This is a genomic window from Pseudomonas sp. B21-009, from assembly GCF_024749345.1.
GTDB lineage: Bacteria > Pseudomonadota > Gammaproteobacteria > Pseudomonadales > Pseudomonadaceae > Aquipseudomonas.
In genome coordinates, this window is sequence record NZ_CP087199.1 from 493,515 (window position 1) to 508,970 (window position 15,456).

General features: G+C 60.9%; 11 protein-coding genes and 2 pseudogenes. 9 read left to right on the forward strand and 4 right to left on the reverse strand.

The genetic code is table 11. The features are described 5' to 3' along the window. Positions 1–31: 31 nt before the first annotated feature. Entirely contained in the window at positions 32–3,985 is a 3,954-nt protein-coding gene (putA, locus tag LOY34_RS02200; protein ID WP_195885530.1) for a trifunctional transcriptional regulator/proline dehydrogenase/L-glutamate gamma-semialdehyde dehydrogenase, read from the reverse strand. A gap of 352 nt (positions 3,986–4,337) precedes the next feature. On the opposite strand from putA, the gene putP reads away from it, so the two are divergent. Beyond that, positions 4,338–5,822, forward strand: a complete 1,485-nt coding sequence (gene putP, locus LOY34_RS02205; protein ID WP_195885531.1) for a sodium/proline symporter PutP — start codon at positions 4,338–4,340, stop codon at positions 5,820–5,822. A gap of 126 nt (positions 5,823–5,948) precedes the next feature. Continuing rightward, positions 5,949–6,785, forward strand: a complete 837-nt coding sequence (locus LOY34_RS02210; protein WP_045193787.1) for a 23S rRNA (adenine(2030)-N(6))-methyltransferase RlmJ — start codon at positions 5,949–5,951, stop codon at positions 6,783–6,785. Between the two features lie 43 nt (positions 6,786–6,828). On the opposite strand, the gene LOY34_RS02215 is transcribed toward LOY34_RS02210, so the two are convergent. From LOY34_RS02215 to LOY34_RS02225, 3 genes are all read right to left on the reverse strand, one after another. Then, positions 6,829–7,257: a hypothetical protein gene (locus LOY34_RS02215; RefSeq protein WP_258664230.1), complete on the reverse strand. Its 429-nt coding sequence runs from the start codon at positions 7,255–7,257 to the stop codon at positions 6,829–6,831. Continuing rightward, positions 7,254–8,081 carry a lipid II-degrading bacteriocin gene (locus LOY34_RS02220; RefSeq protein ID WP_258664231.1) on the reverse strand — a complete coding sequence of 276 codons (828 nt, stop codon included), beginning with the start codon at positions 8,079–8,081 and terminating at the stop codon, positions 7,254–7,256. The genes LOY34_RS02215 and LOY34_RS02220 overlap by 4 nt, the downstream gene beginning before the upstream one ends. Before the next feature lie 81 nt (positions 8,082–8,162). After that, positions 8,163–8,297, reverse strand: a complete 135-nt coding sequence (locus LOY34_RS02225) for a hypothetical protein (RefSeq protein WP_258664233.1) — start codon at positions 8,295–8,297, stop codon at positions 8,163–8,165. 125 nt (positions 8,298–8,422) lie between these two features. On the opposite strand from LOY34_RS02225, the gene LOY34_RS02230 reads away from it, so the two are divergent. The 7 genes and pseudogenes from LOY34_RS02230 to LOY34_RS02255 all read left to right on the forward strand — a co-directional run bounded on the left by LOY34_RS02230 (position 8,423) and on the right by LOY34_RS02255 (position 15,436). Then, positions 8,423–10,180, forward strand: a complete 1,758-nt coding sequence (locus LOY34_RS02230; RefSeq protein WP_258664235.1) for a carbamoyltransferase — start codon at positions 8,423–8,425, stop codon at positions 10,178–10,180. After that, positions 10,164–11,294: a glycosyltransferase gene (locus LOY34_RS02235; RefSeq protein ID WP_195885534.1), complete on the forward strand. Its 1,131-nt coding sequence runs from the start codon at positions 10,164–10,166 to the stop codon at positions 11,292–11,294. The genes LOY34_RS02230 and LOY34_RS02235 overlap by 17 nt, the downstream gene beginning before the upstream one ends. Continuing rightward, positions 11,294–12,190: an antimicrobial resistance protein Mig-14 gene (locus tag LOY34_RS02240; RefSeq protein WP_195885535.1), complete on the forward strand. Its 897-nt coding sequence runs from the start codon at positions 11,294–11,296 to the stop codon at positions 12,188–12,190. The genes LOY34_RS02235 and LOY34_RS02240 overlap by 1 nt, the downstream gene beginning before the upstream one ends. After that, positions 12,187–12,394 (forward strand): annotated as a pseudogene (locus LOY34_RS27410) (PIG-L family deacetylase); the annotation flags it as partial. The gene LOY34_RS02240 and the pseudogene LOY34_RS27410, both read left to right, overlap by 4 nt. 83 nt (positions 12,395–12,477) lie before the next feature. Beyond that, positions 12,478–13,587, forward strand: a pseudogene (locus LOY34_RS02245) (PIG-L deacetylase family protein); the annotation flags it as partial. 51 nt (positions 13,588–13,638) lie between these two features. Further along, a complete protein-coding gene (locus tag LOY34_RS02250; RefSeq protein ID WP_045193782.1) occupies positions 13,639–14,595 on the forward strand; it encodes a glycosyltransferase in 957 nt (318 codons plus the stop codon). 67 nt (positions 14,596–14,662) lie between these two features. Continuing rightward, positions 14,663–15,436 carry a glycosyltransferase family 2 protein gene (locus LOY34_RS02255; RefSeq protein ID WP_195885537.1) on the forward strand — a complete coding sequence of 258 codons (774 nt, stop codon included), beginning with the start codon at positions 14,663–14,665 and terminating at the stop codon, positions 15,434–15,436. The last annotated feature ends 20 nt before the right edge of the window (positions 15,437–15,456 follow it).

Below are 15,456 nucleotides of genomic sequence, written 5' to 3' on the forward strand. Positions count from 1 at the left end.
GCTTGACCCGCGATAGAGGCGCTGCTGGCTATCAGCCGATAGTCATCAGGCTCGCGTTACCACCGGCAGCAGCAGTGTTGACGCTCAGTGCGCGCTCGATTACCAGGCGCTCCAGGGCAATCGCGGTTTCACCCGACGACAGGCCGTGAACACCGACGATGGCGCCGGCGCGCTTGGCCACCTGCTCGCACACGGCGCGCAGTTGGTCGGAGTCGCCATGGTGGAGGACGGCGTCGAATATCACGTCATCCTTGTTCCAGTCGGCCACCAGTTGGATGCGCGCTTGCACTTCCTTCGGCAGGCGATTGCGCAGGGTCTTGCTCAGCTCGCCTTCCGGCCACACCGCAGAGCTGCCCACGGCCAGTACCGCCGCCAGTTGGGTCAGCAGGTCAGCTTCGACCTCGGCCAGGCACAGCACGTGCTCGCGCGGCAGGATGGTGTAGCTGTTGCGCTCGCCGGTCGGGCCCGCCAGCAGACGGCTGATACCGCTTTGCGATTGCTGGGCGAACTGCTCGCACAGGCCGCTCAGGTCGTTCAGCTGATTGCTCGCCGCCCAGGCTTTGAGGGCTTGCAGCGGTTTGCTCAGGCTGTCGCGCAGGCGGGTGTCCGGGGCGTTTTCGCCGTCGGTGCGCTGGAACGACTGCTCGATGGCGCCCGCCGGGCGGGTCGACAGCAGGCGGTACAGGTATAGCGGGCCACCGGCTTTCGGGCCGGTACCGGACAGGCCTTCACCGCCGAATGGCTGCACGCCGACCACGGCGCCGACGATGTTGCGGTTGACGTAGACGTTACCGGCATTGACGTTGTCGATGACCTTGGCAATGGTTTCGTCGATCCGGGTGTGGACACCCAGGGTCAGGCCGTAGCCGGAGGCGTTGATCTGCTCGATCAGCTGGTCGAGGTTCTTGCGGTTGTAGCGCACCACGTGCAGTACCGGGCCGAAGATCTCGCGCTGCAGTTCGTCGAAGCTTTCCAGTTCGATCAAGGTTGGCATCACGAAGGTGCCGCGCTTGATCTCTTCACCATCGGCGATTGCCATCTGGTACACGGTACGGCCTTTGTCGCGCATACCCTGGATGTGTTTCTCGATACCGGCCTTGGCTTCGGCGTCGATCACCGGGCCAATGTCCACGGCCAGGCGCTCGGGGTTGCCCAGGCGGCTTTCTGCCATGGCGCCCTTGAGCATTTCGATGACGCGGTCGGCAGAATCTTCCTGCAGGCACAGTACGCGCAGGGCCGAGCAACGCTGGCCAGCGCTGTCGAAGGCAGAAGATACGACGTCGATGACCACCTGTTCGGTGAGCGCCGAGGAGTCGACGATCATCGCGTTCTGGCCGCCGGTTTCGGCGATCAGCGGGATCGGACGGCCCTGGGCATCCAGGCGGCCGGCGATGTTGCGTTGCAGCAGGCGGGCGACTTCGGTAGAACCGGTAAACATCACGCCTTTGACCCGATCGTCACCGACCAGACGGGCGCCGACGGTTTCGCCGCGGCCCGGCAGCAGTTGCACTACGCCTTCGGGGATACCGGCTTCGAGCAGCAGGCGCACGGCCTGGGCGGCAACCAGCGGGGTCTGTTCGGCCGGCTTGGCCAGCACCGGGTTACCGGCGGCAAGTGCCGCGGCAACCTGGCCACTGAAGATCGCCAGGGGGAAGTTCCATGGGCTGATGCACACTACCGGACCCAGCGGGCGGTGAGCGTCGTTGCTGAAATCGTTGCGCGCCTGGACGGCGTAGTAACGCAGGAAGTCGACGGCTTCACGCACTTCGGCGATGGCGTTGGCGAAGGTCTTGCCGGCTTCGCGGGCGAGCAGGCCCATCAGCGGCTGGATCTCGGCTTCCATCAGGTCGGCGGCACGCTCCAGGATCGCGGCGCGTTCGGCCGGCGGGGTGGCCTGCCAGATCGGCGCGGCATTGAGCGCGCACTGGATGGCGTTGTCGACGTCAGTGACGTTGGCTTCCTGGACATGACCCACCACATCGCGCAGGTCAGCCGGGTTCAGCACCGGCGCAGCTGCTTCGGTGCTGGAAGCGCAACCGAGCATCGGCGCGGCTTTCCAGTCGTTGTGGGCGCTGGCCAGCAGGGCGCAGGACAGCGAAGCCAGGCGGTGTTCGTTGGCCAGGTCGATACCGGCGGAGTTGGCCCGCTCGGTGCCATACAGGTCACGCGGCAGCGGAATGCGCGGGTGCGGCAGGCCGGTATTGCCTTCCTGGGTGGCCATTTGCTCGATGGTGGCGACCGGGTCGGCGACCAGTTCCTGGATCGAGATCGACTGGTCGGCAATACGGTTGACGAACGAGGTGTTGGCGCCGTTTTCCAGCAGGCGGCGAACCAGGTAGGCCAGCAGGGTTTCGTGGGTACCGACCGGGGCATACACGCGGCACGGACGGTTCAGCTTGCCATCGGCGACCTTGCCGACAACCTGCTCGTACAGCGGCTCGCCCATACCGTGCAGGCACTGGAATTCGTACTGGCCCGGGTAATAGTTCTGGCCGGCGATATGGTAGATGGCCGACAGGGTGTGGGCGTTGTGGGTGGCGAACTGCGGGTAGATGACTTCCGGCACCGACAGCAGTTTGCGTGCACAAGCAATGTAGGAAACGTCGGTGTACACCTTGCGGGTATACACCGGGTAGCCTTCCAGGCCTTCGACCTGGGCGCGCTTGATCTCGCTGTCCCAGTAAGCACCTTTTACCAGGCGGATCATCAGGCGATGGCGGCTGCGGCGGGCCAGGTCGATGACGTAGTCGATCACATACGGGCAGCGCTTCTGGTAAGCCTGGATGACGAAACCGATACCGTTCCAGCCGGTCAGTTGCGGCTCGAAGCACAGGCGCTCGAGCAGGTCCAGGGACAGCTCCAGGCGGTCGGCTTCCTCGGCGTCGATGTTCAGGCCGATGTCGTATTGCTTGGCCAGCAGGGTCAGCGACAGCAGGCGCGGGTACAGCTCATCCATGACGCGCTCGTACTGGGCGCGGCTGTAGCGTGGGTGCAGGGCCGAGAGCTTGATCGAGATGCCCGGGCCTTCATAGATGCCGCGACCGTGGGAAGCCTTGCCGATCGAATGGATAGCCTGCTCGTAGGACGCCAGGTATTTCTGCGCGTCATGTTCGGTCAGCGCCGCTTCGCCGAGCATGTCGTAGGAATAACGGAAGCCTTTGGCTTCGAACTTGCTGGCGTTGGCCAGGGCTTCGGCGATGGTTTCGCCGGTCACGAACTGCTCGCCCATCAGGCGCATGGCCATGTCGACGCCCTTGCGGATCATCGGCTCGCCGCTCTTGCCGATGATGCGGCTGAGCGAAGAGGTGAGGCCGGATTCGTTGTGGGTCGAGACCAGCTTGCCGGTCAGCAGCAAGCCCCAGGTGGCGGCGTTGACGAACAGCGACGGGCTGTTGCCCAGGTGCGGCTGCCAGTTGCCGGTGCTGATCTTGTCGCGGATCAGGGCGTCGCGGGTGCCTTTGTCGGGGATGCGCAGCAGGGCTTCGGCCAGGCACATCAGCGCCACGCCTTCCTGCGACGACAGGGAGAATTCCTGCAGCAGGCCCTGAACGATGCCGGCACGGCCGCCAGCGCTCTTCTGGTTACGCAGTTTTTCGGCGATGCCGGCGGCCAGCTTGTTGGTGGCCTCGGCCATGGCGGCCGGCAGGCGCGCCTGCTCCAGCAGCATCGGTACCACTTCCGGCTCAGGGCGGCGGTAGGCGGCGGTGATGGCCGAGCGCAAGACCGATTGCGGCAGGATGCTTTCGGCAAATTCGAGGAAGCACTGGTGGGCGTGGTCGGCCTGTACTTCACCGGCATCGTCGGCATGAATGCCGGGCTGACCGTTGAGTTCGGTCAGGGTGGCGCCACCCTCGAGCTTCTCCAGGTAATTGAAGATCGCTTGTTTGATCAACCAGTGCGGCGTGCGATCGATAGAGGTCGCAGCTGCTTTGAGTCGCTCACGGGTAGGGTCGTCGAGTTTGACCCCAAGGGTGGTCGTCGCCATTTCTTATCCTCATTATTGCCACAGGCTGTGGCTTAAGCTGGCGCCAAGATTAGCCGTGCGCGATTTTGGGTGCAACCTAGTGCAACCCAAAATATGCAGGAAAAAAGTGCTACTCGTCCGGAGGGTAAAACCACACAGCAAAAATGGCTGTTTGTGGTGCGTTTTCTTCTGAAAACAGGTCTTCTTGCTCCAAAAGGGAGCAAAAACCCGCTGTTACGCAAAATTTCCGACGAGGTGCAACTTGATTGTAAAAACAGGTTGCACCCTCTTTGCGTTGTTGCATAGGATTCGCGGCCTGGGTGCAACCTCTTCGAGGCTGTCGCTACATAAAAACAAACGCCAGGGCGCAACAATGAGTGTAAGCAATCCAACCTTGATCACGTTCGTGATCTATATCGCGGCAATGGTGCTGATCGGCTTCATGGCCTATCGCTCTACCAACAACCTTTCCGACTATATTCTTGGCGGTCGCAGCCTCGGCAGCGTGGTTACCGCGCTTTCGGCCGGTGCTTCGGACATGAGTGGCTGGCTGTTGATGGGCCTGCCGGGCGCCATCTACATGTCGGGCCTGTCGGAAAGCTGGATCGCCATCGGGCTGATCATCGGTGCCTACCTGAACTGGCTGTTTGTTGCCGGCCGCCTGCGGGTGCAGACCGAGCACAACGGTGATGCGCTGACCCTGCCGGATTACTTCTCCAGCCGCTTCGAAGATAACAGCGGGCTGCTGCGGATCATCTCCGCCGTGGTGATCCTGGTGTTCTTCACCATCTATTGCGCCTCCGGCATCGTCGCCGGTGCCCGTCTGTTCGAAAGCACCTTCGGCATGTCCTACGAGACAGCGCTGTGGGCTGGTGCGGCGGCAACCATTGCCTACACCTTCGTTGGTGGTTTCCTGGCAGTGAGCTGGACCGATACCGTCCAGGCTACGCTGATGATCTTCGCCCTGATCCTGACCCCGGTGATCGTTCTGATCGCAACCGGCGGTTTTGACACCACCTTCGCTGCCATCGAGCTGAAGGACGCGGGCAACTTCGACATGCTCAAGGGCACCACTTTCATCGGCATTATCTCGCTGATGGGCTGGGGTCTGGGCTACTTCGGCCAGCCGCACATCCTGGCGCGCTTCATGGCCGCTGACTCGGTCAAGTCGATCGCCAAGGCCCGTCGCATCTCCATGACCTGGATGATCCTCTGCCTGGTCGGTACTTGCGCTGTGGGCTTCTTCGGTATCGCCTACTTCTCGGCGCACCCTGAAGTCGCAGGCCCGGTCACCGAGAACCACGAGCGTGTGTTCATCGAGCTGGCCAAGATCCTCTTCAACCCATGGATTGCCGGTGTCCTGCTGTCGGCCATCCTGGCGGCTGTCATGAGTACCCTGAGCTGCCAGCTGCTGGTGTGCTCCAGCGCCCTGACCGAAGACTTCTACAAGACCTTCCTGCGCAAGGGTGCCTCGCAGCTGGAGCTGGTCTGGGTCGGTCGCGCCATGGTGCTGCTGGTGGCCGTGGTCGCCATCCTGATCGCCTCCAACCCTGAGAACCGCGTGCTGGGCCTGGTCAGCTACGCCTGGGCCGGCTTCGGTGCTGCCTTCGGTCCGGTGGTACTGATCTCGGTACTGTGGAAAGGCATGACCCGTGACGGCGCACTGGCCGGTATCCTGGTCGGTGCGATCACCGTGGTGGTGTGGAAGCACTTCTCCATCTGGGGCCTGTACGAAATCATCCCGGGCTTCATCCTCGGCGCCCTGGCGATCTACTTCGTCAGCCGGGCCGGCAGCCCATCGAAGGCGATGGTTTCGCGCTTCGAAGCCGCCGACGAGGCGTTCAAGGCCGGTCATTGATCGACTGTTGAGCTTCGCCTGACCACGGCCCGGCCTCGCAAGAGCCCGGGTCGTTGTCGTTTTGGCGGCCCGTGCCTGACGCCGCCCGCATGACAAGGTAAACTGCGCGGTCTTGCAGGAGTTGCCATGAACTATCGTCACGCCTTCCACGCCGGCAACCACGCCGACGTCTTCAAACACCTTGTGCTGACCCGCCTCATCGCCTTGATGTCGCGCAAGGAGCAGCCGTTTGCCTACCTCGACACCCACGCAGGCCTGGGTCTTTACGACCTGCAGGGCGATCAGGCGACACGTACCGGCGAGTGGCTGGAAGGTATCGGCCGCCTCTGGGGGCGCGACGACCTGCCGGAAATCACCGCGGACTACCTGCGCATCCTGCGCAAGATGAACCCCGATGGCGAGCTGCGCTATTACCCGGGCTCCCCGGAACTGGCCCGACGCCTGGCCCGTCAGCAGGATCGCGTGCTGCTCAACGAGAAGCACCCCGAAGACGGTCGTCTGCTCAAGGACAACATGAAGAAGGACCCGCGCGTTGCCGTGCACCTGGGCGAGGGCTGGCATGTGCCGCGGGCCTTGCTGCCGGTGCAGGAAAAGCGTGCGGTGATGCTCATCGACCCGCCGTTCGAGCAGGCGGATGAGCTCAAGCGTTGCACCCAGGCGATGAAAGAGACCATCAGTCGCATGCGCCAGACTGTCGCGGCCATCTGGTACCCGATCAAGGACCAGCGCCAGCTGGTGCGCTTCTACCAGGACCTGACCAGCACCGGCGCGCCTAAACTGCTGCGGGTCGAGCTGTATGTGCACCCGCAGGACAGCCCGCAGGGCCTCAACGGCTCGGGCCTGGCCATCGCCAACCCGCCATGGGGCCTGGAAGAAGAACTGCGCACGCTGTTGCCATGGCTGTCGCAGGTGCTGGCGCAGACTCAGGGCAGCTGGCGGATGGATTGGCTGATCGCCGAATAAGCGCGGCAGGGGCGGTAGGCAATCAGACTTTGATTGCCCACAGTTACTGGCTAGGTGCTTTGAAGCGGGCCCGGATCAGGATGCTCGATGCTGCAGCGCTTGCCAGGAACAAGGCTCCGGGAAGTATTGTGGCGATAGACACGCTGCCATAGCTTGTCGTAACAAATAACCCAAGTAATGAAGTCGCTATTGTCGGAAGGTTTGCCAGCAGACTCACTGATCGGCCTATCTCTTTGTGTCTTGTCTTATTGGCTAAAAAATTTGCAATGCTTGAGAGCGCGATGCTAGGTGCTCCAAGCATGGCGATAATAACCGTCCAGATTGCGGAGGCCGGCACCCCTCTGGTGTCGAGTGGATCGTCCGGGTTTTCAGGGATGCCTTGAACGGCCAATGTAAGGCTGATCCATGCTAGTGTCAGGAGTAATGAGGGTAGAAGTAGAGTTGCCGTCGTTATAAGGGTTGGCGCTTTCATGGGGTCGTTGAATAGTTGATTGGCAATGAGCCCGGCATTTCAATTTCGTAGCTCACTGCATTGGTGACTTTGAACATGCTTCTCAATGCCGTAGTAGCTGATTCGTCGAGAGGTATTCTGTGATCGCTTGCTTCTGCATCGTATAGATCGTTGTACGCTTTTGCCTGTCCCGAGAAGCTGACGTTTCCCTCGCTGTCTCGAGTTATTGTGCCAATAATTCGCAATGTTATATTGCCGAGATAGGTCCTGGCTGCGAACGAGTCTTGGCCTGTGTAATACGGTACATTGATGTCAATTTGTGTTGAGCCGATTTCTGCAGCCTCGATTAGACTCTTGAGTTCTGGGATTTTTTCGACGCTGGGAGAGATTCCGATGTCTTTCAGTGAGACTGTGGCTTTTGCCCCTTTGCCATAGATGGCGTGCGCGATGGCTTTTGTGGCGGTAAAAATTCCTCCGGAAAATTGCACTTCGGTTGTCAGGGATGGTGATTTGTCTGCTCCGTAAGTATTAGCCCTGATGCGCCCCTTATGCCATGCTACTTTGTTTTCTAGTTTCGGGTCGAGCGCTTTTAGTTGGTCGGCGTGGTGGGCGCAAATAAGATCCAGGGTCATTAGGCCGGGGGAGAAAGGAGGCTTGTTGTATTGCGCTCTTTTTAGGTCGAGGCAAAGCATTGACCACCAATTGCCAGATAGATAAGCCTCGTTTCGCTGGCTCCACATTCTGGCAATAACCAGGGGGTGCCCTGGCGGTGTTTGTCCGCCTTTTGAAGTAGGGGTTCCATAGTCATCTGGGTAAACAATTGTGGGTGCAAGTTCAATTTGCATGTGTGTGCCCTTGTTTGTTGATGGTCGCCTGGTGTTGACTATCTAATTCTTATTGGGCTTTTGTGTATATATAGAAACTTCTCACGGCAATGTAAGTTGTTTCTTTTTCTTTTTCTTTTTCTTTTTCTTTTTCTTTTTCTTTTCGCTGAAGTCGTATGAGTGCATGCCGTTGTGGGGCTTTCGTTCGGGCAATGACCGCGCGGTGCCTTCATTCATCACCTGCGATCTGTCCAGTTCCACCCGGTGCCGCGTTGCAGGTGAATGCGCTATAATCCCGCCCTTTCGCTGCCATCCGCCCTCCGGGCCGAGGCGCACTTTTACAGATTGAAGAGGCTAGACCCTTGGCATTGACGATTCTTGGCCTGTCCGGCGCCCTTAGTCATGACCCTTCCGCGGCCCTGTACATCGACGGCAAGCTGATTGCCGCCGCTGAAGAAGAGCGCTTCGTGCGCGATAAACATGCAAAGAACCGCATGCCCTACGAATCGGCGAAGTTCTGCCTGGAACAGGCCGGTATCAAGCCGTCCGACGTTGATGTGGTGGCGATTCCGTTCGCCCCGATCAGCCTGTTCGGCGAGGCTCGCTGGCACTACGCCAAGCGTTACTGGTACGCCCCGGACCGCGCCCTTGATGCGATCCTGATGGGCAACCGTCGCTACAAGCGCTACCGCAAGAAGATCGTCTGGTGCCTGGAGCAACTGGGCTTCGACCCCAAAAAGGTCAAGATCGAGCCGGTCGAGCACCACCTGGCCCACGCCTCCAGTGCCTACCACTGCTCCGGTTTCAAAGAGAAAACCGCGATCCTCGGTATCGACGGTAAGGGCGAATACGCCACGACCTTCTTTGGCTACGGCGAAAACGGCAAGATCCACAAGATCAAGGAATTCTTCGATCCGGACTCCCTTGGTGGCCTGTACGGCGCGATCACCGAGTTCCTCGGTTTCGAAATGCTCGATGGCGAGTTCAAGGTCATGGGCATGGCGCCTTACGGCGACGCCACCAAGTACGATTTCTCGCGCCTGGCCTCGTTCGAAAACGGCGAGCTGGTGATCAACACCGACTACGCCAACGTCATCGGCCTGCGTCGTTATAAAGAGAAGGGCAAGGGTTTCTACTTCTCGCCAAAACTGATCGAGTGGCTGGGCCCGAAACGCGAAGGCGACATCGCCGACGAGCCGTACATCCACTACGCCGCGAGCATGCAGGCGCTGTTCGAGAAGCTCGCCCTGCAGATGATCGACCACTACCTGGGCGACATCCTCAAGGAGACCGGCAAACTGGCTTTCGCTGGCGGCTGCGCGCTTAACGTCAAGCTCAACCAGAAGATCATTGCCCGCCCTGACCTCAAGGAACTGTTCGTCCAGCCGGCTTCCGGCGACGCCGGCACCGCGGTCGGTGCTGCTGCTTATGTGTCCCACGCCCGTGGTGTTCCGGTCGAGAAGATGGAACACGTCTACCTCGGCCCTGCGTACTCCAACGAAGACGTGATCGCCGCCTGTGCCCGTCATCCGAGCCAGCCAAAATGGCGCAAGCTGGAGAACATGTCCGAGCAGATCGCCAAGATCATGGTCGACGGCAACCCGGTGGCCTGGTTCCAGGGCCGCATGGAGTTCGGCCCGCGTGCCCTCGGCGGTCGTTCGATCATCGGTTGCCCGAGCGTGGAAGGCGTTGCCGACCGCATCAACCACCAGATCAAGTTCCGCGAGCGTTGGAGGCCTTTCTGCCCGTCGATGCTCGACACCGTCGCGCCGCAGATGATCAAGATCGATCACCCGGCGCCGTTCATGACCTTCACCTTCGAAGTGGCTGAAGAGTGGAAGACCCGCGTGCCGGAAGTCGTCCACGAAGACGGCACCTCGCGCGCCCAGGTGCTCAAGCGCGAGTACAACCCGCGCTACTACGACATGATGAAGGCGCTGGAGACCCTGACTGGCAACGGCGTGTCGCTGAATACTTCGCTCAACCGTCGTGGCGAGCCGATGATCTGCTCGCCGACCGATGCGCTGAACATGTTCTTCGGCTCGGACCTGCAGTACCTGATCATGGAAGACATCCTGGTGGTCAAGGACGGCGCGGACACTTATGACGTCCAGGGCTGAAAAACGCGTCCTGCAGTTCTGTCATGGTTATGACGGTCCGTTCCTGGACTGTGCGCGCCAGTACGCCAGCCTGTTCGACGGTAGCGGCTACAAGGTCACCACGGTGTTCCTGACCGGCGCTGCCGACCCTCAGGTCGCGGCCGGCTGCGCCTCGGACGAGGTGATCTTCCTCGAGTTCAGCTCCAAGGCCATTCGTGGCCTTAAGCTGGGGGCGATCCGCGCCTTGCGGCGGATCGTCGCCAGCCGCCAGTTCAGCTTCTGCATCGCGCACCGCTTCAAGCCGATCTATATCGCCTTGCTCGGCAGCAACTTGCCAGTGATCGGCGTGCACCACGCCTTCGGTGACTACCTGCGCCGCAGCCGCCAGCTGTTTGCCAACCTGTTCAGCAAACGCCTGAGCCTGCTCGGTGTTTCTGACGCAGTGCGCGACGACATGCGCAAATGCCTGCGCAAGTGGCCGGCCGAGCGTATCCAGACCCTCTACAACCGCATCGACATCGAGGCGCTGCAGGCCAGCCAGGTGCCCGCCGCGCAGGCGCGCGAGGCGTTGGGCCTGGACCCGCAAGCGTGGATCGTCGGCAACGTCGGCCGCCTGCATCCAGACAAAGACCAGGCCACCCTGCTGCGTGGCTTTGCCCATGCCCTGCCGCAACTGCCGGCCGGCGCTCGCCTGGCCATTCTTGGCAAGGGTCGCCTGGAGCAGCAACTCAAAGAGCAGGCCGCCGAACTGGGAATCGCCGCGCACGTGGATTTTCTCGGCCAGGTGCCTGACGCTCGTCGCTACTTTCGTGCTTTTGACGCCTTCGCCTTGAGCTCCGACCATGAGCCGTTCGGCATGGTCCTGCTCGAAGCCATGGTCGCCGGCGTGCCGCTACTGGCTACGGCCTGCGGCGGTGCGGTCGAGGTGGTCGAGGGTGTCGGCATCCTCTTCCCGCTGGGCGACGCCGAGCGTCTTGGGCAAGGTTTGCAGCACCTGGCCGCACTGGATGCCGGGCAGCGCCAGGAGTGCGCCGGGCGCATGCTTGAGCGTTTGCGTGAGCGCTTCTCCGATGCCGCAGTGCGCGAGTCCTTCTGGCAACTGCCGCACGTTCGTGCCCTGACAGCGGAGGCCTGATGCTCAACCATATTCAGGGCTGGCGCGAGCGCGGCTGGACGCAGATCGATGCGCCAACCTACGCCCTGGCCTGGGAAAAGTTTGGCGGCAGTGTCGCCACCCATCCACTGGTTGTTGAACAGCTGGCTGACCTGGCGCAGATCCCGGTGCGTTACCTGGGCTGGGAGCAAAACGGCGAGCTCAAGGCTGCGATTCCCACCTGGGGTCGCTACCTGGCGCTGTCCAAAGATGTGCTTAAGCGTCAGGGCAAAAAAGGCCTGTACGACCTGGGTAATGCCGAGCTGATCCTGCCCGCCGCTGCCGATGCCCAGGCGCCGCTGCGTCATGCCGGGCGTTATCTGTCCGAGCTCAATCAGGGCCGTTTTGCCAACCTCAAGGCGCAGGCCGAATCGCTGGCCATGGCGCGCACACCGGAAGACCTGTCGAAGAAGTTTCGCTACAACCAGCGCCGCGAACTGCGTCTGCTGGAAGAGGCGGGCGGCCAGGTGCGGTCGGTCACGGACTTTTCCAGTAGCGACCTTGCGGCGATCTACTGCGACCTGTTCCAGCGCCGCTGGGAATTTCCGGCTACTGGCGCCGAGCGCATGGCCGAGGTGATCGAGCGCTTGCGCGAGCTGTTGATCGGTTCGGTGCTGTTTCTTGACGATGCGCCGATTGCCATCCAGCTGGTTTACCGGGTCGAAGCGCCAGCGTGGATCAGCGTCGAGTACATCAACGGGGGTGTCGATCCGCAAACCAAGGCTTTCAGCCCAGGTAGCGTGCTCAGCTTCCTCAATACCCAGGCTGCCTGGGAAGATGCCCGTACGCGTAACAAACCCTTGCGGTTCTCCTTCGGCCGTGCCGATCGCGAGTACAAGGACCGTTGGTGCAACCCCGTGCCGGTGTTTCAGGTGTGAGCCGCAAGCAGCAGTTGCTCAAGCGCCACCGGCGCAACAAGCGCCTCGGGCTGCTGATCGGCTTGTTGGTGCTGCTTGCCCTGGGCATTTTTGTCCAGTGGTGGCTGCCGTTGCTGCTGTTGCCGCTGTTGTGGGTCGCCCACGAGGCGTGGTTTGCCGACCATCTGTTCTACTCTCCGGCTGAAGACTATCAGTATCAGTTCCCGCCAGACTGTGTGGCGCATTCGGTCGGACTGGTCGATGCAATTGTGCGCCTGGAATCGCCGCTGTCGCTTGGCGCCGAGCAGACGCTGATTTTGCAGGTGCGCCTCAAGAGCAATTGGCTGGGGCGGTTCCTTGATCCTGCGGTAAGCCTGGGCAGTGACGACGTTCAGACGTTCGAGCGGGGCGTGAACGGCCTGCGTTACCTGAACCTCACCGGGCTGGTCGAGCCGTTGATGGCTGGACAGTTGCGCCTGCGTGGACGCCACTGCCGCCTGGTGGGCGAGGCAACGCTATGGGTTGCGCCACAGGCCGATCTTCGCCAGCGCCGGGTCATGGTCATCGCGCCCCATGCCGATGATGCCGAGCTCGCAGCCTTTGGCTTCTACAGCCAGGCCGAGGAGACCTGGGTGGTGACCTTGACTGCCGGTGAAATCGAAGCCGAACACTACCAGCAAATGGGCCTGGAAAAGGCTGAGGCTGCGCGCCTGAAAGGCCGTTTACGAGCCTGGGACAGCATCGCTGTGCCGCGTTGGGCCGGGGTGCCCGAGTCTCGCTGCGTGCAGCTGGGGTATTTCTGCTTGCAACTCCCGGCCATGCAGGCCGCGCCTGCAGAGCCAATGGCTTCGCGCGAGGCCGGGCTTGCCGATACCCGCCTGTTTCGCCAGTTCAACCCGCTGACCCTGCCGGGTGATGAAGACGGCGCGCCAACCTGGAACAACCTGCTGGCCGATCTGCGTGCACTGTTGCTCAGGGCCCGGCCGCAGGTGCTGGTGATGCCGCACCCGACCCTCGATCCGCACCCTGATCATATCTGCGCCCAAGCTGCTGTGCTCGAAGCGCTGCAAGGCCTTGAGTGGCAGCCTGAAACCCTGCTGTGCTATGCCAATCACCTGCATGACAACGACCGCTGGCCCATGGGTGATAGCGGTGCAGGCATTGCTTTGCCGCCGCAACTGCAAGCAGCCCAGGCCTGGTCTCCCTACTGCCTGGTGCTGGGCCTGCCCGCCCAGCGCGACAAAGCCATGGCCCTGGGCATGATGCACGACCTGCAGCCGCCTGCGCCGTTCAAGCGCCGCCTGCGCCGCCTGCTGCAACGCTGGCTGGCCGGGCGTCGTCCTTCGCCCTATGGCGAGAACGAATTCTTTCGCAAGGCTGTGCGTCGACACGAATTGTTCTGGCGTCGTGAGCTCTGATCACGATGCTACAAGATTGAAAGCTGTGGCCTGAGCGCCGCAAGGAAGACAATGAAAGTTCTATTTCTGGTGCAGAAAGAACAACGGGCGATCCTCGACCGTTTGTATGACGGCGTTGCTGCGCACAGCGACTGCGACCTGCGCTGGCTGAGCAGTGACGAGCAGCGCAACCTGCGCCGCTACTTCCGCCGCGAAGTCGACGTCGACAAGTACGACCGGATCGTGTTTTTCCTGCGCTTCAAGCAAGAGATTCGCCAGGTCGGTTTCATTCGTACGGTGCCCAATCTGGTCATCCTCGAACATGATGCCTACCAGAACTACATCCCCTGCAAGTACACCGGCAAGTTCAGCGCCCATTACCGCCAACTGCCTTGGGCGCGGGTCATCAGTTCCGGTTACATGGTCAGTGAGCGCCTGCGCCAGGAGGGGTTCGATGCCGAGTTCGTACCCAAGGGCTACGACCAGCAGCTGTTGGCCGACCAGGGTCGTGAACGGGATATCGAGCTGGCTTTTGTCGGCAGCACCAACAGCGTTGCCTACAGTGGCCGCAAGGCGTTGCTCGATGAATTGGCGCAGGTGGAAAACCTGCTGGTAACCCGTACCAAGTCCGGTGAAGAGTATTGCGACACGCTCAACCGCATCCGTTTTTTTGTTAGCGCGGATGTCGGCATGGGCGAATACATGATCAAGAATTTCGAGGCGATGGCCTGTGGCTGCGTTTTGCTGGCCTTTGACCAGGGTGAGGCGGAAAATCGCGCCCTGGGTTTGAAAGACATGCATAACGTGGTGCTCTATGACAGCATTGCCCAGTTGCAAGAGAAGCTGAAAGTATTGCGTGCCGACCCCGGGCTGGTCGAGCGTATCGGCAACAACGGCCGTGATCTGGCCGTCTCGCAATTCAGCTTCGCCCAGGTAGGTCGTAGCATCGTGGAAAAAATGCAGCCACCTCTTCGTCCCCGTCCAGCCCTGACCGGCTGGCAACGCTTGCGTTTGAGACTGGGCATATGAGCCGGCTGTCCTGAAACCAGGCAAGTAGTCTCGAACATTTGAATACAGTTTATGGGGAGGGAGTCCGGTGCGATTCTGCCAAGATAGCGACGTAACACTGGTTGTCACCAGTTGCGGACGCTTCGATTTGCTAAAACTTACGCTGGAAAGCTTTGACCGCTTCAATACCGCGCCTATCCGTGAAGTGTTCATCACCGAAGATTCGGGAGATGACGCTGTTCACCAGGCTGTGCCCGAGCATTGGAAGCCGCACTGCAAGGTCTTCGTCAATCGTCCGAAACTGGGTCAGCTGGCCTCGATTGATCTCGCTTACAGCCATGTAAAAACTTCGTACATCTTCCATTGTGAAGATGACTGGGAGTTCTACCGGCCGGGCTTCGTCGAGGACTCGCAGGCCATTCTGGCGGTCAGCCCTGAACTGCTTCAGGTCTGGCTGCGTAGCTATGTCTACGACCTGAAGTTGCACAGCCCCTATATTCATCTTGGCGAACGCAAAGTGATTGCCGGCGTGCCCTGCTACCCGTTGTTGTCGGACAAGCCTGAGTGGCAGAGCTTTTCTCTGAACCCGGGGTTGCGCCGTTTGAGCGATTATCAGCGCTGTGCGCCGTTCGCCGCCTATGCTGGTGAAAAGGCACTGTCAAAGCGCTATGCAGAATTGAACCTGACCGGCGTGAGCCTGGAAGGTGATGCCGTGTTGCATACCGGCTTCGGCATGCACGTCAGCCTGCCTGAAGAGCGTCAGCGCAAAGCACGCCGGCGTCAGCGCGAACGGGTCAAGCTGGCAGCTGCCTTGTTGATCGGTTTGGCAGTGGGAGTGGCTATTGGCTTTCTTGCGAATTGATTCAACTGGCTTGCCAGTGA

Bases quoted from the DNA above. Each gene is read 5' to 3' on its own strand.
- LOY34_RS02235 (WP_195885534.1), top strand. From the start codon at position 10,164: ATGACGTCCAGGGCTGAAAAACGCGTCCTGCAGTTCTGTCATGGTTAT.
- LOY34_RS02225 (WP_258664233.1), bottom strand. From the start codon at position 8,297: ATGAATGAAGGCACCGCGCGGTCATTGCCCGAACGAAAGCCCCACAAC.
- LOY34_RS02240 (WP_195885535.1), top strand. From the start codon at position 11,294: ATGCTCAACCATATTCAGGGCTGGCGCGAGCGCGGCTGGACGCAGATC.
- LOY34_RS02210 (WP_045193787.1), top strand. From the start codon at position 5,949: ATGAACTATCGTCACGCCTTCCACGCCGGCAACCACGCCGACGTCTTC.
- LOY34_RS02220 (WP_258664231.1), bottom strand. From the start codon at position 8,081: ATGCAAATTGAACTTGCACCCACAATTGTTTACCCAGATGACTATGGA.
- LOY34_RS02215 (WP_258664230.1), bottom strand. From the start codon at position 7,257: ATGAAAGCGCCAACCCTTATAACGACGGCAACTCTACTTCTACCCTCA.
- putA (WP_195885530.1), bottom strand. From the start codon at position 3,985: ATGGCGACGACCACCCTTGGGGTCAAACTCGACGACCCTACCCGTGAG.
- putP (WP_195885531.1), top strand. From the start codon at position 4,338: ATGAGTGTAAGCAATCCAACCTTGATCACGTTCGTGATCTATATCGCG.
- LOY34_RS02250 (WP_045193782.1), top strand. From the start codon at position 13,639: ATGAAAGTTCTATTTCTGGTGCAGAAAGAACAACGGGCGATCCTCGAC.